The following is a 24442-nucleotide window of genomic DNA, read 5'->3' on the forward strand; positions in this document are numbered from 1 at the left end:
GTGAGATGAGGAATAGAGCTTCTATTAGGTTCATTGGCTGCTGAGCAAGCTCGTGTGTGCTTACCTTGCTCGCCGTCGATACATAAGGCTTGCTAGCAGCACACCTAGTATCAGACCGGAGATAGGTGTTAGCGACCAAGATCCCAAGGGAGTAGCTCCTAATAATTCAATTGGGCTATTACTCCATATAGGCTGTGCACTGCGAATCCTAGCAACACGGTACCTGATACGCGGTTGATCCATACGAACAGACTTGCGTTCACTCTAGCTCGGAGCCAGCCCACCATCATGCATAGCAGCAGCCACCATAGGAGCGAACCGGTAAATATTCCAACGACTAACGCAAATGAGCCGGCTGAGCTCGCTTCTCCCCCGCTCAAGCCTGCAAATAGGCCGGCGAAGGATAGGATGGTAAGCGGGTTCGTCAGGGTAAGCACAAGAGTGCCGGCATAAGTGTGTATCAGCGTACGCGGAGAGCCCACCGCACCGTCCGGCTTGTCAGATACAGGTGAACGATACGTTCGAATGGCGAGATAGAGCAGGAAGATCCCCCCTGCAAGATGAATCCATAGCCATTGCTCGGTAAGATATTGTGACAGCACCGAGAAGCCTGAAGCTGCGATTATGCCGTAGATGACATCTGCAGTAGCCGCCCCGCATCCTGCAAGGAAGCCGTGTAATCGGCCTCGCAGCAAAGTGTGTCGGATGCATAGTATGCCTATTGGTCCTACTGGTGCTGCTATTGCTAACCCAATCGATATACCTCGTAACCATAGTTCCATGAATGCCCTACTCCTTCAACGCGCTTGCTACTAATTCCGTATAGATCTTCGAACCTTGAGCCCCTAAGTGAACGCCATCCTTGCCCATATATTCGTTATGCCCTTCACTCGCCTGGTGCCAGTCCACAACAGTCGTGTTATTAAACTGAGCAGCGGCCTTCACAATTGCTTCGTTAACCGTCTCTTCCCAAGGCCGAGGAACTCGAGCCGTAATGAGCAGCACTTGATCGGAATCCTGGAGTGCATGCAGGAGAGCCATCAGCTGCTTATCCTTGAACGAACCGTTCGTACCAAGCTCAATAATGATCCTATTGCCGAGCTTACCGCTCTGCTGCAGCTTGCGTACCAATTCCAGAGCATCCGTCATCTGGCGACCAACAGCTGCTTCAATATGAATACCTGGGAGCCTCTCTTCCAGATATGGCTGAACGCCGAGCAGTACAGAGTCTCCGATGGCCGTCACTCCCTTGCCCGACTTCATGATGGTCTGAGGCTCGCCCGTTGGACTTGCACCGAAATCCTCTCCCTCTGAATCTGTTACTGACACGTTAGTATCGGGGTTGTCATTCGTAACTGGCGGAGCAGGGTGTCCACTGGCTTCATCCTTGGTCTGTGCTGCCCCCTCCTGCTCTGCTGGCTGCAATAGCTCGCTAACCGGCTGAGAGAACAGCTTCACTGTACCGAAGTAGGAGAGATTCAGCAGCAAGACAGCTGCGAAGCAGGCAACAATGAGCTTCACAGGCATTGCGAGGGTCGATCGACCCTTCCTGCTCCAGTCCTTCCACATGATCTCGATGCCGCCCTTGCGAATCGGTGCTTCTATGTAACGATAGGATAAGGCTGCAAGCGCAATGATAACACCGACTTGAACCGCTGCGCGCGCCATATGGAGCCTCCCATCATCAGATGCCCCGGAGGACAAGACAATGACCGGATAGTGCCATAGGTAGATGCCATAGGATCTGACGCCAAGCCAGCGGAGAGGCTTCCAGGACAGTGCCTTCCCTAATAGAGAGACAGGATGGACGATGACCGCAATGAGGATGGCGGAAGCCAGCGACAGGAGCACCATACCTCCTCTGTACAAGAATGCGTCATAGTCGTTCACATAGCCCATCATAATAGCAATCGTTGCTATGGCGGCCAGCCCTGCAGCGTCTAACTGCAGCCTCACGGGCCTACTCACTCGTTCAGTTAGCCTTGCGCTCGGCCACCCTATCGCTAGGGCCGCTCCAATCAACAACGCGAATAGCCTTGTATCTGTCCCATAATACACTCGGCTAGGATCAAGCCCTGGTTCATATAGAATGGCCATGGCAGCTGCAGATAGGGCAGCCCCAGTGAGCAGCAGTCCAGCAAGCTTGTTCATCCGCATCGTATAGCGTAAGGCAAGAGCTAATAGTATCGGCCATAAGATGTAGAACTGCTCCTCTACCGCCAGTGACCAGATATGTCCCAGCGGTGAAGCCGGACCGAAGCTCTCGAAGTAAGAGACTTCATGATAGATTAGCCACCAGTTGCTCACATAGGTTATGGCGGGCAACAGATCAGGCTGCAGCACGGACCATCTCGATGGATCGAATAAGGCGATCCAGACGCTGACGAGCCCAATCATGACGAGGAATGCAGGCAGCAGACGTCTCGCACGCCTGATCCAGAAGTCCTTCATATCAATCTTGCCCAGCCGCTGCCATTGCGAGAGTAATAGATCCGTAATGAGATAGCCGGACAGCACGAAGAAGACGCTAACTCCGAGCAATCCTCCAGGCATCCATGGCAGATGCAGATGGTAGGATATGACGGATAGGACGGCAAGCGCTCTCAGTCCATCCAATCCATTGATGTAACGGCCCTTGCCGCTGCGGTTGATCATGGTGCTTACAATCCCTTCACATAGGTATATCTTAGATGTAGGAATGATGTTAATCATTCGTATATGTATCTTACGGTTGACACTCGCACACACGCACACACAAAAAAAAGACACTGCCTCACGAGACAATGTCCGAATTGCATAGATTATTAGCTTACCATCACAGCTGCAGGAGCGCAAGAATAACTCCAACTACGAATCCACATAACGCACCGTTCACACGAATCCACTGCAGATCCTTGCCAATCTTCTCCTCAAGCATACTGACGAGCGCCGCATCGTCCATCTGATCCAGATTCTCCTTCACCAGCTTGCTGATGCGATAGTGATTGTCCTCCACCAGCTGTACGATGTAGTTCAGCAGGCGATTCTCCCACTGCTTCAACATCTCTGTGTCCTTCTCCAGCATCCTAACTGTGTAACGGTACAAGGTGAAAAGCTTCCTGCCTCCGTTCGCCTGCTCCGTCTCAAGCTTGTCCAGCAGCAGCGAGCGAAGTTGTATCAGCTGTGTGAGAATGAAGGATGAGGCATCCTCCCCTTCAATTACTCGTACAGCCCAAGCCTTCATCTCGGCCAGCTTCCCTTCATCCTCCGTCAGCTGGAAGAGCTGCACCCTGATCTCTCGCAGAATCGTATCCCGGTACGTATTCTCATCATCCTGCAGTCCGTTAATACCAGACACCAGCATACCCTGAAGCATACCGCCAAGCTTATCGTCATCCATGAATCCTGCGAAGGCTTGGAAGGCGAAGCCCATGAGTCCCCCCATCTTCACTTCCGCAAGCTTCTCATTCGCTATTCGGCCGAGCATGAGCTTCGTATCTGTGCGCTGTGCCCATTCAGAGGCTCGACCTAGGATGAAGTCGAACGCCCGCTCATCATAGCCTTCATTCATCACTCGAGTTAGTATAGCGTCAGATGCCTGCTTCACGTTCGCTTGTCTGACATAATCAGCAGCAGCTGCCTGCACTATAGGAACAAGCGGTTCAAGCGAGATTCTAAGGATGAACCCGCGAAGGGCTTCCAGTATGCTTCGTCGGATCTTCTTCCGTCCAACCATCTTCGTTATGTACTTGGAGCCGAATGCCAGCAGATTCAGCTTCCGCAGCTTGCTCTCGATGCTCTTCTTGTTGAGCAGCTCATTCTCCATAGCAGAGATTAGAGATTGTACAATCTTGTCTCGATTGCGCAGCAAGAGTGAAGTATGCGGAATGGGCAGGCCTAGCGGATGACGGAACAGCGCAGTGACTGCGAACCAATCCGCAATACCACCTACTAGCCCTGCTTCGAATCCGCCCTGGAGCAGCATAACCCAGGTTGACTCTGGCAGGAACAGCGTAACGATGAAGCCCGCAGCCATGAAGGCTAAGGATAAGCTGGCTAAGTATCTAGAGTTCATATTCGCATTCCTCCTCCCCCTATATTAACCACTTATACATAAGAACATCATCCACATAGCGTCCATCTAGATAAAATTCCCCAACTAACCGCCCCTGCTCGGCAAATCCACAGCTCTCGTAGAAGGAGATTGCCTGTTCATTCGTAGCGAGCACACGCAGTGCCAGCTTGGTTCTCCCTTCGGAAGCAAGCTTCTCTTCCAACGCCTCAATTAGCATGCGGCCAATTCCCTTCCGATGATGGCTGCTGTGGACACCAATATTGAGCTCTGCCACGTGTGAGTTGCTTGGCAGCGGAGTTGAGGCTCGGTAACCAATATAGCCGCATACCGTATTGCCCATCACAGCGACAAGCAGACTGCCCGGCGGATTGCTATCTTCGAACTGCTGCTCACTATCGAAGTGAATGGGCACCGGCGCAGTTAGCGGGTTCCATAATTCATTGTCCAACTGCATGAGTTGAGCGGAGTCAATCCTTGCAGATGGTCTAATCTGTATTCGTTCTTCTCTCACGGCCTGACACTCCTTCATACTTCATTCGAACATTCATTCGGTATGATCATCATAACTAATTACCTGCAGCATTTGCAATGATCCTAGGTCCAGCGTTTCAATCCCTGCTCAGCGGGTATATGTATGTCATAAGGTCAACCACATACACGAACAAGGAGGAATTACAATGAGAAAATCAATGCTATGGTCAGTAGTTGGTGCAGGTGCAGCTTATCTTCTAAGGAACAAGGATGCTCGTCAGAAGTTAATGAATCAATTCCAGAAGTTCTCCTCCAAGGGAAGAACATCGCATTCAGTCGACTCTATGAGCAAGCCTCTATAAGGTCGAGAAAAAGATAAGCTGCCAATGGTCATTGACCGTTGGCAGCTTTTTTTGCGAGCAGATAGTTATTCTTCTGTAAGATGATCTGTATCGTCAGATCTAAGGTGCTCCTCCTACACTTGCTACTCTCCAGAACGGTCCCAGCTTTTTGAGATAGAATGCTTCCAGTTGGTTCCCTGTCTGCTTGTCCACGAACTTCGTTGCGTTGTATAGGTGCCCGTATCTAGGATCTTCACGTTCTAGGTTAGTAATCGTAGACTGGAAGCTATGTATAGGCTGCAGGCTGGTGAACATATAACTGCGAATAACGAACTGAGGCGACAAGGAGCCAAGAACGAGAATGGCAAGGATAAGCAAAATAATGGCTATCGTTATTGTCAAGTTACGTCTTCTCGACACAGGTCAGTCCTCCCAAATTCTAACTGCTTGGAATTAGAAACTTCTTAAACCCTCTAACCACATCTCCAGCATAGCCAATAGATTCATAAAAGCGATGCGCTTCCTTGCGATAAGCGCTCGATACGAACATAAGGACGGTGCAGCTCTGCTCCCTTGCAATGTCTTCTATGGCTGCCATCAGCAACTTCCCTACGCCGAGGCCTCTATGAAGATCAGAGACAATGACATTCTCAACAACCATAAAGGGCTCACAATCTCCAACTAATTCATAACAGGTCACTCCCATGACAGACCCAATCAGTTCATCGTTTTGGTAAGCCCCTATCAGCGTATAGTCTGGGGTTTCTGCCATCTTGTGATAGACCGTTAACATTTTATCGTGATTGGACAATTGTCCCGTTAACTGCTCATATAACGCACCTAGCTGTGGCAGGTCTATCTCTTGAACTTTTTTAATAACGATCATGCTCCACCTCTTAAGATCTCATTCATATTCGACATACATTACCTTCTTCAACAAGCTCAGTTGGTATCCATTATAACAGACGATCCATATGCTGGAAAACAAATAAACAGAGTGCATGAACCCTCCGAATGAGCTCATACACTCTGTCTATCATGATTGCACTGCTGGTTAACACCTACATTCTCACTGGTCCATTAGGGTTGCTGGGCTTCGGCTTGCTGCTGAATAGCTGCTCTCCGTAGTTCTTGCTCTCTGCCTTCGTCCTTCCCTCACGCCAGAAGGCGAATGTCGCGTTAATCTCACCACCTAGAATGATGATGATGGAGGACAGATATAGCCAGATTAAGAGGACGATGATGCCTCCGAGACTGCCGTAAGTCTTCGTATAGTTACCGAAGTTGTTCACATAGAAGGAGAACAGAATGGACGTTACAATCCAGCCGACTGTAGTGAAGATGGAGCCCGGCAGCACCTCGCGGAACGTTAGCTTCCGATTAGGCGTCATTCGGTAGAGGAGCAGGAATACGACACACATCCCAAGTAGAGGTATGGCATACTTCACAATTCCCCAGATCATCTCGAAGCCCGCAGGGTAGTTCATCCACTCGAACAGATATTCCCCGATTGACTTGCCGAATACGAGCATCAGCATAGACAATACGATTACGATGGCTAGTACCATTGTCGCCAGCACAGCAAGGCCTCTAACCTTCCAGAAGGGTCTTGTCTCTTCTTCATCATACGCCTTATTGAGCCCCTTAATGACCGCATTCACACCATTGGACGCTGCCCAGATGGTCGCCAGCATCCCGAATGACAGCAGCGCCTGGCTCTTATTAGCGGTCACCTCGTCCAGAATGTTCTGTACAGCTGCGCCCGTCTCCTGAGGCAGAATTCGAATGAACTCATGAATGACACTATCCTGAGACAACTGCATGAAGCCAATAATGCTTATCAGGAAGATAAGGAACGGGAAGAAGGCAAGGATGAAGTAATACGTCAGCTGAGCACCGAGAGCGGGCACTTCATCATCCCTGAACCGGTAGATAAGATTACGGGCAAAAGGAATAGCTCCAAGCTTGCGCTTCATAAACAGGCCTCCATCTCATAACAAGTAACTAGCAATTACTTACCCGAGGAAATGCTATGCCAAACGCCGCGTACATCGTTTAACAGGAATAGCCCCTCTTGATGCTTCAATGGCATGTCAGAAGGGCTCTCATGATACCTGCTATTCAGTTCATGCTAATCCTCTTTTTTCCCCCGGCCCTTACCTCGATCCTTCTTGTTGTCGTTGTTCCCCTCATCGTTATCATTGTCTTCTTCATCATCACGCTTATGCTTATCGCGCTTCTTGTCCTGCTTATCCTCGTGCTTCTGCCTGTCTTGCTTATCGTTATCTTCCTTGTCGCTCTTCCGCTCGGACTTCTTCTTATCCGAGATGAAGCCTGGCACAACCGGGAACTTCATTACCGGCTCTCCTTCCAACGAGGCGGCCATCAGCGCTTGGAATACGATAGCAGCTGCCTTGGATGAAGTAGTCAGGTAGTGATTGCTGTCTGTCTGGTCGTAACCTAGCCACACTGCTGTAACAAGCTGCGGGGTGTAGCCGACGAACCAATTGTCCTTGGCTCCTCTCCCACCCGTGCCTGCCATCTCCGTCGTCCCGGACTTGCCGGCAATCTCTCTTCCATCAACAGCTGCAGCAGTACCAGTCCCTTCCTTCGTTACCCCTGTCATCATGGCGGTCATCGTTCGGGCAACTGAGGAATCCATCACCTCAGTCGTCTTAGCTTCCTTACGCTCTGCGAGCAGAGTGCCGTCCGCAGATTCAATTCGTACAATTGAATAGGACTCGTTCCGAACGCCGTCATTCGCGAATGCTCCGAACGCTTCTGCCATATGCACCGGCGCTACCCCTTCCTGAAGTCCGCCAAGAGCAAGCCCTAATGTCCGATCCCCGTCAACGAGCGGAATGCCGAACCGCTTGGCAGACTCCATACCTTCTGAGATGCCAATCTCGTTCAACAGCTTCACCGCTGGCACATTGTAGGAGTGAATGAGCGCTTCATAGAGAGTCACCTCTCCATGGTAGGCGCCTCCTGCATTCTTAGGCGCATAACCGCCGAAGTTAACTGGCTCATCAACTATCGTGTCGTCAGGCCGATAGCCCTTCTCCAGTGCAGGAGCATACACGGCAATCGGCTTCATCGTAGAGCCAGGCTGACGCTTCAATTGAACTCCTCTGTTCAGGCTGCGGAATGGCTGCTTGCCTCTCCCGCCTACAATGGCGCGAATCCCGCCATCTCTCGGATCCACTAGTACAGCTCCGCTCTGCAAGAGCTGATCATCCTTACTCTGTGGGAATAGGCTCGAATTCGCATACACTGATTCAGCTGCCTTCTGCATCTTCGAATTCAGAGCCGTATAGATGCGCAGTCCGCCATGCAGCACTTCACTCTCGGTCAGTCCATACTTCGTAATCGCTTCTCGAATGACAAGATCTATGTAATACGGATAGTTCATCTCATCAATTCGATTCGGCCTTGATTCCAGCAGGTTCACCGGCTCCTTAGTGGCCTTGCTGTATTCGACGTCCCCAATGAGCTCCTGTTCCTTCATCAGTCCGAGCACTAGATTGCGACGCTCCTGTGCCTTCTCTAGGTGTTTGTAAGGCGTGAGTGCCGACGGTGCTTTAATGAGTCCTGCCAGCAGAGCCGATTCCGCTACAGTGAGTTCCTGCACCGGCTTGCCGAAGTACGTTTTGGCCGCACGCTTAATTCCCCAAGCTCCTTCGCCGAAGTAGATCTGGTTCAGATATAACTCCATAATCTCATCCTTGGAGTAGTTCTCTTCAATCTTCGTTGCGAGCAGCACTTCGTTCCACTTCCTAGACCACGTTCTCTCATGAGAGAGGAAGACGTTCTTAGCAAGCTGCTGGGTAATCGTGCTGCCGCCCTGTACCGTTCCCCCGGCTGTAAGATTGGTATAGAATGCTCGGCTGATAGCCCGCATATCCATCCCGTCATGCTCGAAGTATCGCTTGTCCTCGACCGCAATGACCGCATCAATCATATGCTTAGGAATATCCGCATATGGGATCACTTCAATATTATTCAGCGACACACGGCTCGATTCACGGCCTTGCTGATCATAGACAATGGTTGCAGCGGGAAGCGGCTTCTCCAGCTGCTTCACGTCCTGGGCAGCTACTAGGACGCGGAAGGTCACCAGACCTCCAATGATAGCAATGCCCGCAGCAGCTCCAGCAATGATTGCAGCCTTTTTGAAGTTGAACTTTCTTTTGGGATCCAGCTTTTTATTTGAATGTACAGCAGCAATTCTCATCGTTACTCCCCCATCTCTCTATCCTTGCCTTTATCATTCTAACTAGTGACTTTCTTATTTGAAGCATCTCACACTGTTCGAATTCCGTCTCCGTTTTGGGTAGGTAGTGTGACGATTTCCATTATTTGTTCTCTTCATGTCCTTTCTTCCGAATCTGCTTATGGTGCTTCTCACCCCATTCCTTAGCCTGAGCCGTTGCGATCGCAATAGCCCTTGATTCTTCATAGCCATCCTCTAACAGGGCATTGGCAATCTCTATCGCCTTATTCCGAACCGGCGCCATGAAGTACTTGAGTGATTCAGGATATTGGTCTCTGTTCCAAGGCATGCCTCTCCCTCCCTTCCTCCGCCTATCCCATTCAGGACTATATCATCTATTATCCAATTACCTAACGTTGCAAACCATGTACATGCTTGAAGAGCGCTAGGAAGCCTCCAACTTAGCTAGTCTCCAGCAAGCTTAAGACCGCCAAGCGGTCTTAAACCCACCTCCGCACCCTCTCGCGAGCAACTTAAGACTCCCCAGAAGTCTTAAGCACCCCCGCGGCCTCCAACTTAGCTAGTCTCCAGCAAGCTTAAGACCGCCAAGCGGTCTTAAACCCACCTCCGCACCCTCTCGCGAGCAACTTAAAACTCCCCAGAAGTCTTAAGCACCCCCGAGATCTTCAACCTGTGAGTCCTCCCCCGAAGCCTCCACCCAACCATCACGCACAAAAAAAAGACTATCCTTAGGCCAATAAGCCTAACTGGACAGCCTTCTCTCCTCCAAGCAGCCTTAATCAACTCTAAGCGCTAATTCCATAACGAGGGCGCTTAGCCAGGTATTGCATATATTGCATCTGAGCAATATCATCATCTGGATAACGTTCCAGATAGACCTCGAGTTCCATAATCGTCTCTTCCACTTCGCTTACTCCGAACTTCTCGTTGAGTTCATTCATTCCAATTGCAATCACAATCTGTTCCTCCTGTAGTGCTTACGCGAATAGTATGGGTTATATCATCAGCTCTCTAAGGTATGCTACGTGTCTGATGAATATTACCCACTAATTCGCAGTTCGAATCGGATCCGAGCTGCCATGCTCCTCCGCTGAATGCCAGGCATCCGCTTCATCCAGTCGATCTGCTGCAGATGAAGGAAGAATCTCCTCTTCAACTGGTCGATCTTGAGCAGAAGTCTGCTCACTGGCATGCACGATGCAGTAGGGTGTAGATGGGACCGCTTGCAGACGCTCGAATGGGATATACTCCCCGCATCGCTCACAGACACCGTAGCTCCCTTTCCCTATTCGGCCTAGAGCAGCGTCTGTATCCTCCAGCTGTCTCTTCGACCGTTCATCCAAGGCAAGATCTCTCTCCCTCTCGAACGTCTCTGTCCCTAGATCACCAGGATGATTATCATAAGACGACAGATCACCGCTTGCCTCTCGCAAGCTATCCTCTTCGCCTGACACTTCTCTTCCGTTCAGATGCTCAAGCAGCCCATTCTTCTCGTCAACTAGCAGCTGCAAAAGCTCCTCTAGCTGTGATTCCTTCAGATGTCTCATGGGTCAACCCCCTATAGATGTTGGATTAGTGTTACAAAAGCTCTAGCCGCCTCAACCGAAGATTGCGGATTCTGACCCGTAATGAGATTCCCGTCTACGACAACATGGGGCTCCCAGTTCGGCTTCTTAACAAATTCCGCTTCCAAGCTGCGCAGCTTATCCTCTAGCAGGAACGGCATCGCTTCCGTCATCCCTACTTCCTGTTCCTCTTCATTCGTGAAGCCCGTTAACCGCTTACCCTCGACTAATGGATTACCGACATCGAGCTGTGCTCCAACAAGGCCCGCTGGTCCGTGGCAGACAGCTGCAACGGGCTTGCCTGCCTTCGTGAAGTCAGTAAGCAGGTTCTGCAGATGCGTATCTCCGGGGAGATCGAACATGGCACCATGTCCTCCGGGCAGGAATATTCCTGAATACTCCTTGGCTGTGACAGCAGACAACGGAACTGTCACGTCCAGCAAGGGGGCCAGATCATTCCATTCTGCTGGGATGCCTTCCTGAATACTGTTAGGATCTATTGGAGAAGGACCGCCTAGAGGGCTTGCGATCGTTACGTCATAGCCTTGCTTCTCGAACTCTACATAAGGCTCTGCGAATTCAGACAGCCATAGTCCTGCAACCTTCCCGTCCTGCAGCTGTTTCCCATTGGTTACGACGATAAGTATCTTGTGTTCTGACATCCTCGATCACTCCTTTTAGCCGTCCATTAACCTTCTCACAGGAAGCCGAATCAGGAATGAGAGAATTCTCATGAACTTTTCATAAAAAGGTGCAACCTTATACGAGAGTGGCCTTCACGCTCTCAGTGGGAATTATTCCCTTAAAAAAACCTGTTATAGTTAAGCTCAGGTAAACGAAACATACTCATCGGAGGGATAACGAACCTATGCAACTTAAGAGAATCTTCAAGCATATAGCACTAACTACAGCAGTATGCACGACATTGATTACTGGAATAGCCTTCAACCACTCGAATGAAGCCGAAGCAGCTACAGCGGCAGCGAACAAGGTCATCACAACAGGCAAAACATACTTAGGCGTTCCTTATCAATTCGGAGCACCAGCAGGCGTTACATATGCGTTCGACTGCTCCTCCTTCGTACAATATACATTCCTGAAGAACGGCATCTGGCTTCCTCGCACGTCCGCAGGTCAGGCCAGCATGGGCAAGCCGGTTGCCAAGGGCTACCTGAGCGTCGGAGACCTCGTCTTCTTCAAGACGAACGGCAAGTCCATCTCCCACGTCGCGGTCTATGCAGGCAATAACAACATCATTCACAGCGCTAGCAGCAAGGGTGTATCGATCACTTCCCTCAATAATAGCTACTGGAAGAGCAAGTATGTGACCGCACGCCGTGTGATTAAGTAGGTCCCTGCTGAATACCAAGCACATAATATGACCACCTCCGGGTAAAAATAGGAAAATGCCAATCCTATGGAGGTCATGTCATGGAGCAAACAACGAACACTAATCAGCCTCGCCTATCGTATGAGGAGTTCCAACAGCAAGTGAAGCAGCGGGATGAGCAGATGCAAGCCGAAGCCCGGCAAGCGATTCTGAACTCTGGTGCCGACCGCAACTCCTTCAAGATGCGTGATCTAGTCATTCAGCTTGAAGGTCTGACACAGGAAGTGCAGAATGCGCATAATCAGTTAGAAGCACAGATTAATGCGCAGCAGCGTCAGCTCAAGATTGTGCAGAAAAAAATCGAGGACATTACGCAGCAATTCCGCTCGACCATTCCTGGAGCCAGCGGCATGCTCCAGTAACCATAACGAAGACAAAGCCCGTACACGCTGTACGGGCTTTGTTGCGCATATTCCGTTATAATAGAATTCAACTTAATCAACTGGACAGGAGGATAATGGTCACAATGAGCTCTAAGGAAGTAGAAGAACAAATTATACAAAGCTATCAGCGAGATGAACAGATGATGATCCTCATCTTCGCTCAATGGTGCGTGAACCATGATCTCGATCCCAAGGCCTTATACGTGCGCGCTTATCCGAAGCAAGCCGCTAATCCTTCCCTAGAGGCTGCAATCGCCCTCACGGTATCCAAGGAAGAGTCAGGTGACGTTCCGGATGATACATTACTGAACGTCCTCTCCCTCTTCGGCAACGAAGAGCTGGCCTTCATCGTCAGCGAGGAGATCAGCCGGAGACCGCGCAAGTAGCCAGTCAAGCATGACAAATAAGCTGCCCAGCAGGATTATATCCTTGCCGAGCAGCTTATTCGCATACCTCTTCACAACTCATGAATCGTTACTTCGCTGCGAACGAGAAATCTAGCATTCGGTCCAGCCTGCCCTATCCCCTTGGAGATATAGTAGCTGCCATAGTCCGTCCTGTGCAGCCCTTGATAGATGCCGTCTGCCACCAGCTTGCCCTTATTGACGAATCGGAAGAGGAACGGGATGTGGAACTGCATGCCATGAAGATGCCCAGCCATCAGATAGGTGTAAGGTCGCTTCATGAGCGGATCAAGCACAATATTGGGATTATGAGTGAGAACGATGATAGGCTTGTCTGAAGTAACCTGCTTGAATGCATCCTCCACCCTGCTCTTCTCACTGCCATAGTCATCTATCCCGACGAGCTGATAGTCTCCAAGGTCTACTGACTCGTTGTTCAGCACTCTAACTCCGAAGGATTCCATAATCTCTAACAGCTTGGCAAGCCCGGATGCATTCAGGCGATGGTCATGATTGCCTAATACCGCGTATACCGGGATACCAGCCAGACAGATCCTCTGAATATAGCGGCGCACCGCAGGCAGATGTCTGCTCTTCTGTGTGAAGTCTCCCGTCAAGAAGATAACATCAGGGTTCGCTTCCTCAATGACCTCGCTTAGTCGTCTAGGTGATATGCGCAGTCTCTCGACATGGATGTCACTAATCTGCAAGGCTCGCAGCTGGATGCCTGTCCAGTAATGAACATGCTCCACCTTCAGCCACTGGGTAGGCAGGATGAGCAGCAGATAGAAGATCATTGCAGCAATCACGCTAAGAATGGCGATGGTCAATGGTTCAGCCTCACTTTTTGAATTTATTTTGAACCGCAGGCAGATGTCTCATGCTGCGATGCATCTCTCCGTTGCAGATCGGGCACAGCTGTGGGGAAGCAGCGAATTCCTCTCTCACCCATGCTTTACATTCCGCGCTTTTACATTTGTAGATTTTCGTAGGGATGAGCTTCACATTTGTTTCGTCTTTTACTACCGCCAACTGATATACAACTCCATTTCATACTATATATAATAAGGCCTCATTCAGCCCATACACAAGATCATAATCATACCTAGAATCAGGTACCAATTGCAAGTGTCAGAACCTTACAAGCGCTAGTCTGAAGTGACGGCAATGGATGGCTTGGTCTGCCACCTGTTGTATGTTATAATCACATGCACAATAGACTGATAGTCGGAGGCTCACACCTATGCTTACCTATGAACAGAAGATTGCTATCCTGGATTCCTTCCCTGAGCTGGAGCGGAAGAACGTATCGTTAGGGAGAGTCAATTACCATTATCCAGACAGCGGCTATGATAAGAAGACGGTCGCCTATCATCTCCACCCCAATGGCAACGGATTCGTCTATGCCGGACATCTATATGGATATGAGATCGATGATAAGGGCCTTGTCAACATTCGAGACTATACGGAGGAAGAGCTGCGAGCGATCGTCTCCTCATCCATTAGATCATTGACGAACGGCAGGCCGAAGTCTGCTGAAGCTGCCGTCAAGCCCGTACAGGATGAACGTTGGATCGGTCCGGATGACGTCTATCTGACTGTGAAGTATGACAACGAGCTCTGGTATATATATGCCGGCGACAGTCTTGAGATTGCCTTCGAGACCTTCGAGGAAGTAGAGGAATATATGCTCGAGGAAGGATTCGCCAGATTATCGAATGTATGAATCGGATTACGCCAGTAATGAATCAATAACAGCCCGGCTGAATGCGCAGATGCAGCGCGTTCGCCGGGCTGTCGTTCATCTATGGAAGGGAGCCGCTTATTCTTCATCCTCCGTAATGACCACCGTTGCTCCTGTAGTCTGTGCAGAACCTTCTACCCGCTCACCACTAGGAAGAACATACCGGAAGGTCAGGGCCGCTATATTCGTAACCGTCGAATTCACGGGTTCGAACACCGCCAGAGCACGGAACCGAAGCTGCGTACTGCTCCTAGGCTGAATGGTACCCAGCGGCACACCCGTGACTAGATTAGCCCCTACTATCGTACGACCCTCATAGGATACGCTGTCAGGCACAAGCTGCAGTCCCGCGGGAAGGAGATCAACCAAGGTTGCTCCCTCAAGAGGATTAAGCGAGGGATTCGAGATGTCAATAATGAAGGTAACCGTGCCACCCACGAACACCTCTCGCACATCTGCTGACTTGACTAAGGTTGGCGGTGCAAGCACTTGGACGATGGCTTGATTCGATTGTACCGTCTGCTGGAGCTGCCTGCCGCTTGGCAGATCGAAGTCGAATACCATGGTCGCTTGGTTCACCAGCTGCCCCGTCGGCGGATAGGACACGACCTGGAACTGGAACTTCACCTCTGCTCTACTCCTCGCTTCAATGGTGCCAAGGACCAATCCTGTGAACGTGTCTGCCCCTGGAATAGGAACGCCTAGAACGAGGGAGTTGCGGAGGAATACAGCCCCGGGAGGCTCAATGTCGAACCAAGTGGCGGTCGCATTGAAGTTGCTGCTATTATTCACTTCAGTGAAGTATTGCACAACGTCCCCTACGAAGGCATAGGTTCTCTCCGCTCGCTTGGTAACTGTAATGACAGGGACTATGATGCCAATCTGTACCGTATTAGATACAATCTGCTGTGTTACTCCGTTCACTGTGAACTGGGCGGTCACGAAGTTACTGAGAGTTCCGCCTGCAGGAGGAGATGTGCCGACATCCACCTGGAAGGTCACGGTTACGGTACCGCCCGCCGGAATGGTTCCTATGTTATAGCCTTGAGATAGATTCGCGGTCGGTTGAGGAATGCCATTCACGATTACGCTCCCAGGCACCTGTGTGCCCCCTGTAGCTGAGTCTGTTACAATGACGTTCGACGCCGGCAGAACTCCGTTGTTCGTAAGCGCAACGGTGAAGGTTGCATACTCTCCAACGGAATAGACAGGCGCTGCACTGGACTTCACCGCAACTACCGTGAAGCTTACGTTCTGAATCTGGACCAGATTGGATACCGCATTCCCCGATCCTGCAGGTCCGCCTGGCTGCTGGAAGGTGTAGCTGGCATTCGCCTGATTATCGAAGAATTGGGTTGGCGGAGCACTAGTAAGCAGTACATCATAGGATACGACCACGCTGGCGTTAGGCGCTGCATTCACAACGATGCCAGCCGTTGGATTGCCACCTGCAACTAAGGCTCCATCCACTCTAGCAGTGCCCGGGACGAAGGAGCTGTAAGCATTAAGCGGGTCTAATACGGTCACGGTCGCAGCAATATTGCCAGAGTTGTGTACGGTAACTGAATAATTCACGGTCTCGCCAACTACTGCTGTGCTGACCCCTGCTCTCTTAACTAAGGTAATAATCGGTTGGAATACTGGAATCTCCACCACATTGGAGTAGGATGTACTCGTGAAGGCTCCAGAGGTGAACTGAACCACTCCCTGGTCCTGCAGGATGTTAGGACTTGGTACGCTCACTACTGTTACTTGGAAGGTAACTGGAACGGTTGCAGAGGCGGGAATACTGCCTACCGCTATACCTGCGACAGGATTGGCCGAGGGGTTCTGCACGCCGCTTACCGTTACACTCCCTGCCACGAAGGTGGATCCTTCAGGTATTGGATCCGTTACAATTACATTCGTCACCGGACCAAGAGAGACGTTCGTAACATTAAGTGTGTAGGTGAGGACTGTACCGATGATGGCTGACGTCTGATTAGCAGCCTTCGTTACCGTTACTTGAGGTGCAGATACTGGAATCAGTACACTATTGGACGTCGTGACACGAGGGATGTCTCGGTCTTGCACTTGGAATACGTAATTCGCTTGGAAGTTATTCCTCAGGAATCCTAAGGGAGGAATCGAGGTAACAATGGCTTGGAAGCTAGCAATAACTTCGCTGCCTGCTGGGAGTATGCCTACGGGAATGCCCGCAGCCGGGTTCGCTGATGGCTGGCTAACACCGTTAACGATAACAGATCCAGGAATGAAGGATGTACTAACGGGCAAGGAGTCATCCAAGGTCACGTCAAGCAGGTCAACATTACCAGTATTCTCAGCCTTAAGGGTGAATGTGACGGTATCACCGACCTGCACAGACGATCTGTCTGCAGTCTTCAATGTCTCAATCTTAGGTTGAATGACTGGAATCTTAACTTGATTAGAGGGAACGAAGGTCGAGATCGGCGGTGTATTCGGAGCTGGCACGAAGTCGTAGCTGACGAATGCTTGATCCCGTATCTCATTCGGATTCGGCACTGTTGTTACGGTCGCCTGGAAGGTAACCGTGGATGATCCGCCTGGAGGGAGATTAGGAAGCGGGAATCCATTGAATGGGTCAGCCAGAGGGACAACCGTTCCGTCCACCCGGACACTCCCTTCAATGAAGTCAGTAGCCGGAATCTGAGAATCCAGGAACGATATTTTAGTCGCGGTGACACTGCCATTATTCTGTATGACGATAGAGTATTCAATCGTATCCCCAACAAGAGCTACGATCTGATTCGCAGACTTCGTAACGGACAGAATGGGATTGTTAATGTCAATCTGGATGCCAATGCCATCAACCGCGTAGCCATCACCCGAAGTTCGAAGTTGGAATAGAGCTGAAGTCTGGTTGTTCACCAGCGTACTGGAGATCGTCACATTCGTAATATCCCAGCTCTGACGTCCTCCTATAATATTCGAACCTGGATTGCCATTAATCTGGTTGCGGAGACCGAAGGTTCCAGTTGTATCCAGCAGACCTTGATCATTGTTGATCTGAGAGGCGAAGAAGTTATCCGCCAGGTTATTAGGACCGGATAAGGCAGTTATTGTGTTCAAGGTTGGGCCGAACAAGGCCTGGTCTCCCGTCTTGTTCGCATCGCCTTCCTGGGAACTGATCTGCGCCCGTCCGTTCAGACTACCTTCGAATGGGGTAGCGAAGCCAGTTATGACCGTATCGACAGGGCCCTGCGTTGCTTGAATGAGTACAAGTCCTGCACGCAGAGATAGATTACGGAGCGGCTGGTTCAGATCGCGGTAGACAACCGCAAGCGTCCAACCTGCGTGATTACTTGTAGGATCAGGAATGACAATGGTTCCTGCAACCCCTGCTGTCGCATAGGCTCCTGCACCACCTGCTGCTATGAGGGCAGTGACATCACTTGTTCGAACATAGAAGAATACATTGGCCGATGGACTTGCTGAGAATGCGGTCGCAGGATCTGGCGAGACGTTGAACGTTCCTTGCGGAGTCGTGAAGGCTACAGGCTCGTTGATGAAGGCGCTCAGATCCACCCCTCCGTTAATGTAGCAACCGCCCCAGATGAGCTCCGCGTAGAGAATGGTGCTCCCTGCTGGAAGGACTAAGTTTGCTTCCGAACGATTCAAGCGGAAGTTATTGGTTGTCCCTGCCGGATACGTTCCGAAGGTTAAGGAATTATTGGTCGTGACGAAGGCCCCGATGGAGTCTTCCCTCCCCGGAACCCCAACCGTATTCGATCTGCTGAGGCCCAGTGTGTTCCCAGTGAAGGTAATGGCCCCGTTATCATTCTGGAAATATCGATTCACAAAAGGCATGTTGTCTAGCCTCCTCTGCATGCTCTTAACAATATACGATTGTATGTGACATCAAGCTGTTTAGAACGTCAGACATCGATGTTAACCTTATTGACTTGTCCTATTTTGCAGCTATATGCTAGTTAGAGCTATAAGAGTAGAGACATGAGGGGAATAAGCAAATGCGTATATGGAAGGCAAGCAAATGGCTTGTCATGGCGGGTATGGTTGGAGTATTGACGGGATCGGCCTCTGCTCTCTTCCTAGCAAGTCTAGATCTTGTTACTTCGGTTCGACTGTCCGAGCCATGGGTTCTATGGCTGTTGCCGTTGGGAGGCGCTGCAATTAGCTATCTATATCAGAAGCTTGGCAGATCTGCTGGCGGAGGGATTACCTATATCATTAGCGTTGTATACGACCGCAGCATTGGAGTTATACCGCTAAGAATGGCCCCCATGGTGCTCATAGGCACCCTCGTTACGCATCTATTCGGAGGATCTGCCGGCAGGGAAGGAACAGCCGTTCAGATGGGAGCCAGTCTGTCGGAATGGATCGGTCAGCATCTCCGCTTGGACGGATACGGGAGAAGAATCATTCTGCTGTGCGGGTTAAGCAGCGGCTTCGGCTCTGTGTTCGGAACACCTCTAGCAGGGACTCTGTTCGGTCTTGAGGTGCTGGCAATCGGAGTTATCCGTTACGAAGCGCTCCTCCCTTGCTTCATTGCCAGCTTAACCGGTCATCTGGTCACCGAAGCATGGGGCATTCAGCACGCGGGATACTCCATAGGCGCGGTCCCGCCACTCACCCTGATTCTGGCAGCTAAGCTCGTCGCTGCTTCCGTATTGTTCGGTCTGACCGGTTCCTTATTCAGTACGCTCCTGTCACTCATGAAGCGAGCGATGACTCGGCTCATCGCTAACTCCGTATGGAGAAGCTTCGTTGGAGGAGTCATGATTATTGGTCTGGTCTATGTAACAGGTACGAGGGAATACTTGGGACTGAGTCTTCCCCTCCTTGAACGTTCCTTCGAGACGGGCTTGTCCCCCTTAGACTTCCTGCTCAAGCTGCTATACACCGTAGTGACACTTGGCTCCGGGTTCCAAGGCGGAGAGGTTACTCCCTTGTTCGTCATCGGTTCGACGCTAGGCAGTTCCTTGGCAGAGCTGCTGTCTGTATCGGTTCCCCTGCTCGCTGCGATGGGTCTAATCGCTGTCTTCTGCGGGGCCGCGAACACCCCACTCACTTGCTTCGTGCTCGGTATCGAGTTGTTCGGATCCGAAGCGATGCTGTATCTGTTCATTGGGTGTATGGTCAGCTATGCGGTGTCGGGGCATCATGGCATCTACCGCTCACAGCAGATTGAAGTACCCAAGCATCGCCTTCATTAGTGAATGATTGGCGTTCACCCGTTCATTGTGTACAATTCTGCTAGAATTGCGGACACCCCTTGTCATTCTCTGAATATACTATCTAGTAAATCGTTCTTAGAAGAGGTGATAGTGGTATGGCAGACTCTATTCAGAAGCATCCGATTATGGGACCGAATCAAGCGAATCTAGACCAGATTGTGACCTATATTCGCAAGGTTAACCCCGTATTCAATACCGAGATTGCGAAGCAGTTCCTGGATGTCGGACAGAAGTACGGTGTACGCGGCGATGTGGCCATCGCGCAATCCATTCATGAGACCAATTGGTTCCGCTATGGCGGCGATGTCCTGCCATCGCAGAACAACTATGCAGGATTAGGGGCGACGGGAGGAGTTCCCGGCTTAAGCTTCCCTACCATTAAGGAAGGGGTAACTGCCCAGATTCAGCATCTCTATGCCTACGCAGTGAAGACTCCCCTTCCAGCAGGCGAAGTGCTGGTAGATCCAAGATTCAAGCTTGTCACTAGAGGCTCTGCTCCGAATGTGGAGGACTTGGCGAGCAAGTGGGCCGTTCCCGGCTACAATAAGACCAAGTACCCTTCTCTCGAAGCGGCGTTGCTTGCCGGAGAGAGTTATGGACAATCTATTATGAAGCTGTACGATGGTATAGTCACCACACAAGTGGATCGCCCACTGCTTGTCCTGGACGCAGGCCATGGCGGAACAGATCCTGGTGCGGCAGCGAACGGGGTTGTCGAGAAGACCGTCACGCTTGATCTCGTGCAACGTATTGCTCAGAAGCTTGGGGCAGCCTATCAGGTTGACATCAAGCTAACTCGGAGCTCTGATGTATATGTGGCCCTGTCCGATCGTGCAGCACAAGCGAACCAATGGGGAGCAGACCTGTTCTTGTCTATGCATCTTAACGCGGGAGGCGGCGAAGGATATGAGTCCTACGTCTATCCAGGCACGAAGACGGGAGCGGCTGGGATGAAGCAGAGTGTGATTCATGATGAAGTGATGAGCTATCTAACTACTCTCGGAGCAGCCAATCGTGGGAAGAAGGAAGCGAACTTCGCCGTGCTGAGAGAGACAAGAATGCCGGCTGTCTTGTTCGAGAATCTATTCGTTGACCATCCGGTTGATGCATCACTGCTTAAGAATCCGGCTGTCATTGACCGGCTGGCGGATCAATATGTGAAGGGAATTGCCAAGGCAATGAGTCTGGCTATCGTAGACCCTTATCCTCCTGGAACGCCAGCGTACAAGAAGGATGCCGTCAACTGGCTGTATTCACAGGGCTATCTAACCGATGAGAGCTGGAAGAAGAAGGTCGATGAGCCTCTGCCGCTATGGGCAGAAGCCATAATCTTGAAGAGGATGTTCGAGGATACCGTCTAATAAGACGGTCAGCCCGGATGGAACCCATTCAATCCCGCTGCACTTCTTGTGCAGCGGGATTGATTATTGTATAGCCGGCCATATGACTTCGTGGAACAGCTCTCTGGACCGAATGGCATCGTTGCGAGTAGTGACCTTCTTCCTAATGACAACAACCGCCTGACGCTCTGGGATAACGATGAGATACTGTCCTCCATGGCCGAATGCGAAGTAATAGTCTACTCTTCCGTTAGCTGCTGCCGGAGATACCCACCAGTGATAGCCATAATGTCCGTAGATGGGAGGTTGATAATTGCTTAATGCACGATGGTGTACGGCGGTCGACTCCTTGATCCAAGACTCAGACACAATATGCTGCCCATTCCAGCTCCCCTGCTGCAAGTACAGCTGTCCGAATCTAGAGAGGTCATCTGCAGTTAACAGCAATCCCGTCCCGCCCTCTTGTACCCCGTCAAGACTGCTCCATCTGCTCTTATGTATCCCAATCCTTGTGAGGAGATGCTTGACCGCATAAGCCTTCGTCGACATGCCGGCAGCCTTCGAGAGCAGGTATGACAGCAGATGAGAGCCTCCAGAGTTGTATGTATAAGCACTTCCTGGCTCATGCAGGAATGGACGCTCCAGCAGATATTGTAAGGGATGCTCCTGGTTCACCATCTCCCGATAAGGCTTGTCGAAGTCAGGCCAGTCCAGACCAGGAGTCATCGTAAGCAGATGCTTCAGGCTCACTTCCTCAATTCCAGCACGGGCTCTGCCAAGCAGCTCTCTAGGCAACAGAGGCGCAATGGGCTGATTCACATTAGGGAAGATGCCTTCTTGTATGGCTATGCCGACTAGTGCAGAGAGAATACTCTTCGTACAGGAATAGAGCGAGCCAAGCCCGTCCTTGCCTCCCTCATGCCACTCCCACAGCACCTGGCCATGTTGTCTCACGACGATATTCTTGAATGGATGGGATCGCAGATGCTCATCCAGATCGGTAGTATTCAGCTTCATGCGATTAGCTTGCCCGAATGAGGCTCCCGCCATGTGCATATCCATTATGCCAGCTTCTGACGGCATTCATGTTGCCGCAGAACAATACATAGCCTCGCTGCCGTTCGATAGGCCAGCGACTGTCTAGCCTGTTCATCTCCACTCCAGAAGCTCTGATCGCTATATAGCTCCAAGAGTGTATGCTGTGCTGCTCCGGCAGCTGGTTCCTCTTCCGCTAGAAGCGCTAGACAGACGGAATAACAGAATCCTTCATATACTCTCAAGGTCTCTATTTTATAAGTCAGGTTCATTCCAAGGCGCACCTCTCAATCTTAAGCTCTACACGAATTCCATCTTACAGGACTACAGGCAGAGAATGGTTACGAAAAGGTTAATATCATCGAACTTCCCCGACTATGGTCTAATTGAAACGAGTCCATAATCGGAGTATGATAATACGATACTATTCATACACAAAAAGGACTGATATCGCTCATGGGTTATGATTTTCTGCTAGGGGCAATCGATGAGATTGGGTATATCGCCTTCTTCCTCGCCCTATGTCTTGGCCTTATCGGACTGCCAATTCCGAATGAAGTGGTCATTATGACTGGAGGAGCGCTTGCCGCATCCGGCGTAATGGACCCGATTCCTGCCTATATAAGCACCTTCCTTGGCATCTGCTCCGCGATGAGCTTCAACTATGTAATTGGTCGATTCGCCGGGAAGCATCTGTTCGAGCGGTTGAATCGCAAGAAGAATATGGATAAGTTCCTTGACACCTCGAACAGACTAAGCGAGAGGTATGGCGGTTATGCCATCTCCATCTCCCTCTGCTTGCCTGTCCTGCGCCATGTCACCCCTTATGTGCTAGGGATGAACAAGCTGCAGTTCCTGAGATTCGCACGATTCGCTTATCCCAGCGCCTTCATATGGACGATGATTTATTTCCTCGTCGGTTCCTACGTTGGGGATAATATTCAACATATTGGCGATTACATCTACAAGTATGGCGTAATCATTGCCCTTATCCTTGTCCTCGGCCTCGCCTTGTATGCAGGTGCTAGGTTCATGCGTATACGCAAGGAGAAGAATGATATTCATATGTAAAAGAGCTGGCTGCACTTCTAGCATAAGGCAATGAACAGAAGTCGGATAGTACTAAGTTCGTATGGTACCTCTCCAACCCTATTAAGTGGACATACAAAAGAGGACGAGCGCTAAGATTAGCGGCTCGTCCTTTTTTTGCTGAACATTAAGGTTATTCTCTTGTAGGAGTAAGTCAGCAGCCACGCACCCAAGAAGGCGGTGAAGAAGCCTGCGATGCTGTATAGATGATAGGAGATCAGGTCACTTGGCGGCTCCACCTTCACTCTCCACAAGGTAAGAATGCCCGGATGGGTGAAGTAGATGCCGAAGGAACATACTCCGATTGAGGTTAGCAGCTTGCTTGGCCAGCCATCCTTGCGAATCACCCACGTTCCGACGATGATTAGGGTCAATCCAGCTGCTAATCCATATAGATGGAATATAAGGTGGTACCAGAACATATCGAATCGAATGGAGTTCTGCAGGAACATGCCTGTATAGAAGACCCCTGTAGCCACAGTGAGCAGCAGCACGAACCCCGAATATCTCATCAGCCAAGCATGAACCATGCGGTAATTCATCCCGATCCATGCACCGGAACAGAATAAGGCGATATAGGTCATCGCTAGTGCTGCACGGTGAGGTACAGGCTCTACCCAATGATGGTAGCTGTAGAAGGCCAACTGAAGCACCCAGCCTATTGTGAGGAGGTGACGCTTGATGAACGCGGAGCTCTTCACAGCGGTCATGATAATCGGGAACAGCAGGTAGAACTGGATAATAATAACCATGAAGTAGAGCTGGTAGTAGGCCTTGCCCCAAGGCAGCAGCTTCACGAATGCCTTCCAATCGAAGAACAAGGTGATGGGATCGGCCAGCAGCTGTCTGAAGAAGTAATAAGCAATCGAGCATAACAAGTACGGAATGAGGACGGATCTAAGCCTGCGGTAATAGAAGATACCAATCTGCTTCCCATCCCACTTATCTGTGTAACGATAGAACAGAACGAGTCCGCTCACGAATAGAAATACGGGAACAGCGAACGAGCTTAACGTATTCACAATAAAATACAGTGTATGGGAATCTGTCCCTGACGGAAGCTGCCCCACCCCTTGCGAAGTCGCATGAATAAGTACGACAGCAAGGATAGCACCTGCTCTAAGGATGTCTAATTCTCGTAACTTCAAATGTAGTTCAACTCCTGGAGAAAATCTA

26 protein-coding genes are annotated in these 24442 nt (G+C 50.5%); 8 read left to right on the forward strand and 18 right to left on the reverse strand.

The genetic code is table 11. The annotated features are described in order from the left end of the window. Nucleotides 1–158: 158 nt before the first annotated feature. The 4 genes from ACFO9Q_RS00240 to ACFO9Q_RS00255 form a co-directional block, all read right to left on the reverse strand. Entirely contained in the window at nt 159–782 is a 624-nt protein-coding gene (locus ACFO9Q_RS00240; RefSeq protein ID WP_379177447.1) for a LysE family translocator, read from the reverse strand. A gap of 7 nt (nt 783–789) precedes the next feature. Next, complete coding sequence (locus ACFO9Q_RS00245) at nt 790–2655, reverse strand: acyltransferase family protein (RefSeq protein ID WP_379177449.1); 1866 nt, start codon at nt 2653–2655, stop codon at nt 790–792. Nucleotides 2656–2815: 160 nt separating this feature from the next. Continuing rightward, nucleotides 2816–4054, reverse strand: a complete 1239-nt coding sequence (locus tag ACFO9Q_RS00250) for a DUF445 domain-containing protein (RefSeq protein WP_379177451.1) — start codon at nt 4052–4054, stop codon at nt 2816–2818. A 19-nt stretch (nt 4055–4073) separates the two neighbouring features. Next, nucleotides 4074–4565, reverse strand: coding sequence for a GNAT family N-acetyltransferase (locus tag ACFO9Q_RS00255; protein WP_379177454.1), 492 nt, complete (start codon nt 4563–4565; stop codon nt 4074–4076). Between the two features lie 166 nt (nt 4566–4731). Here ACFO9Q_RS00255 and ACFO9Q_RS00260 point away from each other — a divergent pair, with 166 nt between their 5' ends. Continuing rightward, nucleotides 4732–4887 carry a hypothetical protein gene (locus tag ACFO9Q_RS00260; protein ID WP_379177456.1) on the forward strand — a complete coding sequence of 52 codons (156 nt, stop codon included), beginning with the start codon at nt 4732–4734 and terminating at the stop codon, nt 4885–4887. 99 nt (nt 4888–4986) lie between these two features. Here ACFO9Q_RS00260 and ACFO9Q_RS00265 read toward each other — a convergent pair whose 3' ends face one another. From ACFO9Q_RS00265 to ACFO9Q_RS00300, 8 genes are all read right to left on the reverse strand, one after another. After that, nucleotides 4987–5286, reverse strand: a complete 300-nt coding sequence (locus ACFO9Q_RS00265) for a hypothetical protein (RefSeq protein ID WP_379177458.1) — start codon at nt 5284–5286, stop codon at nt 4987–4989. 19 nt (nt 5287–5305) lie between these two features. After that, nucleotides 5306–5752: a GNAT family N-acetyltransferase gene (locus tag ACFO9Q_RS00270; RefSeq protein WP_379177460.1), complete on the reverse strand. Its 447-nt coding sequence runs from the start codon at nt 5750–5752 to the stop codon at nt 5306–5308. Between the two features lie 175 nt (nt 5753–5927). Then, complete coding sequence (locus tag ACFO9Q_RS00275; protein ID WP_379177462.1) at nt 5928–6842, reverse strand: YihY/virulence factor BrkB family protein; 915 nt, start codon at nt 6840–6842, stop codon at nt 5928–5930. 155 nt (nt 6843–6997) lie between these two features. Beyond that, entirely contained in the window at nt 6998–9100 is a 2103-nt protein-coding gene (locus ACFO9Q_RS00280) for a transglycosylase domain-containing protein (protein WP_379177464.1), read from the reverse strand. 121 nt (nt 9101–9221) lie between these two features. Then, a complete protein-coding gene (locus tag ACFO9Q_RS00285; RefSeq protein WP_379177466.1) occupies nt 9222–9428 on the reverse strand; it encodes a DUF2188 domain-containing protein in 207 nt (68 codons plus the stop codon). A 457-nt stretch (nt 9429–9885) separates the two neighbouring features. Further along, complete coding sequence (locus ACFO9Q_RS00290) at nt 9886–10056, reverse strand: hypothetical protein (protein ID WP_379177468.1); 171 nt, start codon at nt 10054–10056, stop codon at nt 9886–9888. Between the two features lie 90 nt (nt 10057–10146). After that, the gene (locus ACFO9Q_RS00295; RefSeq protein WP_379177470.1) at nt 10147–10647 is read right to left on the reverse strand and encodes a TraR/DksA C4-type zinc finger protein; all 501 of its coding nucleotides are present in this window, start codon (nt 10645–10647) and stop codon (nt 10147–10149) included. An 11-nt stretch (nt 10648–10658) separates the two neighbouring features. Beyond that, the gene (locus ACFO9Q_RS00300) at nt 10659–11327 is read right to left on the reverse strand and encodes a type 1 glutamine amidotransferase domain-containing protein (RefSeq protein ID WP_379177472.1); all 669 of its coding nucleotides are present in this window, start codon (nt 11325–11327) and stop codon (nt 10659–10661) included. Nucleotides 11328–11533: 206 nt separating this feature from the next. On the opposite strand from ACFO9Q_RS00300, the gene ACFO9Q_RS00305 reads away from it, so the two are divergent. The 3 genes from ACFO9Q_RS00305 to ACFO9Q_RS00315 all read left to right on the forward strand — a co-directional run bounded on the left by ACFO9Q_RS00305 (nt 11534) and on the right by ACFO9Q_RS00315 (nt 12824). Beyond that, nucleotides 11534–12016, forward strand: coding sequence for a C40 family peptidase (locus ACFO9Q_RS00305; RefSeq protein ID WP_379177474.1), 483 nt, complete (start codon nt 11534–11536; stop codon nt 12014–12016). Between the two features lie 80 nt (nt 12017–12096). Further along, nucleotides 12097–12417, forward strand: a complete 321-nt coding sequence (locus tag ACFO9Q_RS00310) for a hypothetical protein (protein ID WP_379177476.1) — start codon at nt 12097–12099, stop codon at nt 12415–12417. A 104-nt stretch (nt 12418–12521) separates the two neighbouring features. Next, nucleotides 12522–12824, forward strand: a complete 303-nt coding sequence (locus ACFO9Q_RS00315; protein WP_379177478.1) for a hypothetical protein — start codon at nt 12522–12524, stop codon at nt 12822–12824. Between the two features lie 71 nt (nt 12825–12895). On the opposite strand, the gene ACFO9Q_RS00320 is transcribed toward ACFO9Q_RS00315, so the two are convergent. Further along, nucleotides 12896–13672, reverse strand: a complete 777-nt coding sequence (locus ACFO9Q_RS00320; RefSeq protein ID WP_379177480.1) for a metallophosphoesterase — start codon at nt 13670–13672, stop codon at nt 12896–12898. A gap of 10 nt (nt 13673–13682) precedes the next feature. After that, the gene (locus ACFO9Q_RS00325; RefSeq protein WP_379178000.1) at nt 13683–13847 is read right to left on the reverse strand and encodes a cold-inducible protein YdjO-related protein; all 165 of its coding nucleotides are present in this window, start codon (nt 13845–13847) and stop codon (nt 13683–13685) included. Nucleotides 13848–14085: 238 nt separating this feature from the next. On the opposite strand from ACFO9Q_RS00325, the gene ACFO9Q_RS00330 reads away from it, so the two are divergent. Next, entirely contained in the window at nt 14086–14568 is a 483-nt protein-coding gene (locus ACFO9Q_RS00330; RefSeq protein ID WP_379177482.1) for a hypothetical protein, read from the forward strand. 96 nt (nt 14569–14664) lie between these two features. On the opposite strand, the gene ACFO9Q_RS00335 is transcribed toward ACFO9Q_RS00330, so the two are convergent. Continuing rightward, nucleotides 14665–18414: a DUF7507 domain-containing protein gene (locus ACFO9Q_RS00335; RefSeq protein ID WP_379177484.1), complete on the reverse strand. Its 3750-nt coding sequence runs from the start codon at nt 18412–18414 to the stop codon at nt 14665–14667. Between the two features lie 161 nt (nt 18415–18575). On the opposite strand from ACFO9Q_RS00335, the gene ACFO9Q_RS00340 reads away from it, so the two are divergent. Both ACFO9Q_RS00340 and ACFO9Q_RS00345 read left to right on the forward strand, forming a co-directional pair. Then, nucleotides 18576–19781 (forward strand): voltage-gated chloride channel family protein, encoded by a 1206-nt coding sequence (locus tag ACFO9Q_RS00340; RefSeq protein ID WP_379177486.1) that lies wholly within the window; start codon nt 18576–18578, stop codon nt 19779–19781. Between the two features lie 116 nt (nt 19782–19897). After that, on the forward strand, nt 19898–21163 hold the full coding sequence (locus tag ACFO9Q_RS00345) for an N-acetylmuramoyl-L-alanine amidase (RefSeq protein ID WP_379177488.1): 1266 nt from the start codon (nt 19898–19900) through the stop codon (nt 21161–21163). Nucleotides 21164–21226: 63 nt separating this feature from the next. Here ACFO9Q_RS00345 and ACFO9Q_RS00350 read toward each other — a convergent pair whose 3' ends face one another. Then, nucleotides 21227–22204: a serine hydrolase domain-containing protein gene (locus ACFO9Q_RS00350; RefSeq protein ID WP_379177490.1), complete on the reverse strand. Its 978-nt coding sequence runs from the start codon at nt 22202–22204 to the stop codon at nt 21227–21229. Continuing rightward, nucleotides 22204–22449 (reverse strand): hypothetical protein, encoded by a 246-nt coding sequence (locus ACFO9Q_RS00355; RefSeq protein WP_379177492.1) that lies wholly within the window; start codon nt 22447–22449, stop codon nt 22204–22206. The genes ACFO9Q_RS00350 and ACFO9Q_RS00355 overlap by 1 nt, the downstream gene beginning before the upstream one ends. Before the next feature lie 184 nt (nt 22450–22633). Here ACFO9Q_RS00355 and ACFO9Q_RS00360 point away from each other — a divergent pair, with 184 nt between their 5' ends. Further along, complete coding sequence (locus tag ACFO9Q_RS00360) at nt 22634–23248, forward strand: DedA family protein (protein ID WP_379177494.1); 615 nt, start codon at nt 22634–22636, stop codon at nt 23246–23248. Between the two features lie 116 nt (nt 23249–23364). On the opposite strand, the gene ACFO9Q_RS00365 is transcribed toward ACFO9Q_RS00360, so the two are convergent. Beyond that, complete coding sequence (locus ACFO9Q_RS00365; protein WP_379177496.1) at nt 23365–24414, reverse strand: acyltransferase; 1050 nt, start codon at nt 24412–24414, stop codon at nt 23365–23367. Between the last annotated feature and the right edge of the window lie 28 nt (nt 24415–24442).

The organism is Paenibacillus sp. GCM10023252 (assembly GCF_042653305.1).
Classification (GTDB): domain Bacteria; phylum Bacillota; class Bacilli; order Paenibacillales; family Paenibacillaceae; genus Pristimantibacillus.

Bases quoted from the DNA above. Each gene is read 5' to 3' on its own strand.
- ACFO9Q_RS00240 (WP_379177447.1), bottom strand. From the start codon at position 782: ATGGAACTATGGTTACGAGGTATATCGATTGGGTTAGCAATAGCAGCA.
- ACFO9Q_RS00245 (WP_379177449.1), bottom strand. From the start codon at position 2,655: ATGATCAACCGCAGCGGCAAGGGCCGTTACATCAATGGATTGGATGGA.
- ACFO9Q_RS00250 (WP_379177451.1), bottom strand. From the start codon at position 4,054: ATGAACTCTAGATACTTAGCCAGCTTATCCTTAGCCTTCATGGCTGCG.
- ACFO9Q_RS00260 (WP_379177456.1), top strand. From the start codon at position 4,732: ATGAGAAAATCAATGCTATGGTCAGTAGTTGGTGCAGGTGCAGCTTAT.
- ACFO9Q_RS00270 (WP_379177460.1), bottom strand. From the start codon at position 5,752: ATGATCGTTATTAAAAAAGTTCAAGAGATAGACCTGCCACAGCTAGGT.
- ACFO9Q_RS00275 (WP_379177462.1), bottom strand. From the start codon at position 6,842: ATGAAGCGCAAGCTTGGAGCTATTCCTTTTGCCCGTAATCTTATCTAC.
- ACFO9Q_RS00280 (WP_379177464.1), bottom strand. From the start codon at position 9,100: ATGAGAATTGCTGCTGTACATTCAAATAAAAAGCTGGATCCCAAAAGA.
- ACFO9Q_RS00285 (WP_379177466.1), bottom strand. From the start codon at position 9,428: ATGCCTTGGAACAGAGACCAATATCCTGAATCACTCAAGTACTTCATG.
- ACFO9Q_RS00295 (WP_379177470.1), bottom strand. From the start codon at position 10,647: ATGAGACATCTGAAGGAATCACAGCTAGAGGAGCTTTTGCAGCTGCTA.
- ACFO9Q_RS00300 (WP_379177472.1), bottom strand. From the start codon at position 11,327: ATGTCAGAACACAAGATACTTATCGTCGTAACCAATGGGAAACAGCTG.
- ACFO9Q_RS00305 (WP_379177474.1), top strand. From the start codon at position 11,534: ATGCAACTTAAGAGAATCTTCAAGCATATAGCACTAACTACAGCAGTA.
- ACFO9Q_RS00310 (WP_379177476.1), top strand. From the start codon at position 12,097: ATGGAGCAAACAACGAACACTAATCAGCCTCGCCTATCGTATGAGGAG.
- ACFO9Q_RS00315 (WP_379177478.1), top strand. From the start codon at position 12,522: ATGAGCTCTAAGGAAGTAGAAGAACAAATTATACAAAGCTATCAGCGA.
- ACFO9Q_RS00330 (WP_379177482.1), top strand. From the start codon at position 14,086: ATGCTTACCTATGAACAGAAGATTGCTATCCTGGATTCCTTCCCTGAG.
- ACFO9Q_RS00335 (WP_379177484.1), bottom strand. From the start codon at position 18,414: ATGCCTTTTGTGAATCGATATTTCCAGAATGATAACGGGGCCATTACC.
- ACFO9Q_RS00340 (WP_379177486.1), top strand. From the start codon at position 18,576: ATGCGTATATGGAAGGCAAGCAAATGGCTTGTCATGGCGGGTATGGTT.
- ACFO9Q_RS00345 (WP_379177488.1), top strand. From the start codon at position 19,898: ATGGCAGACTCTATTCAGAAGCATCCGATTATGGGACCGAATCAAGCG.
- ACFO9Q_RS00350 (WP_379177490.1), bottom strand. From the start codon at position 22,204: ATGGATATGCACATGGCGGGAGCCTCATTCGGGCAAGCTAATCGCATG.
- ACFO9Q_RS00355 (WP_379177492.1), bottom strand. From the start codon at position 22,449: ATGAACCTGACTTATAAAATAGAGACCTTGAGAGTATATGAAGGATTC.
- ACFO9Q_RS00360 (WP_379177494.1), top strand. From the start codon at position 22,634: ATGGGTTATGATTTTCTGCTAGGGGCAATCGATGAGATTGGGTATATC.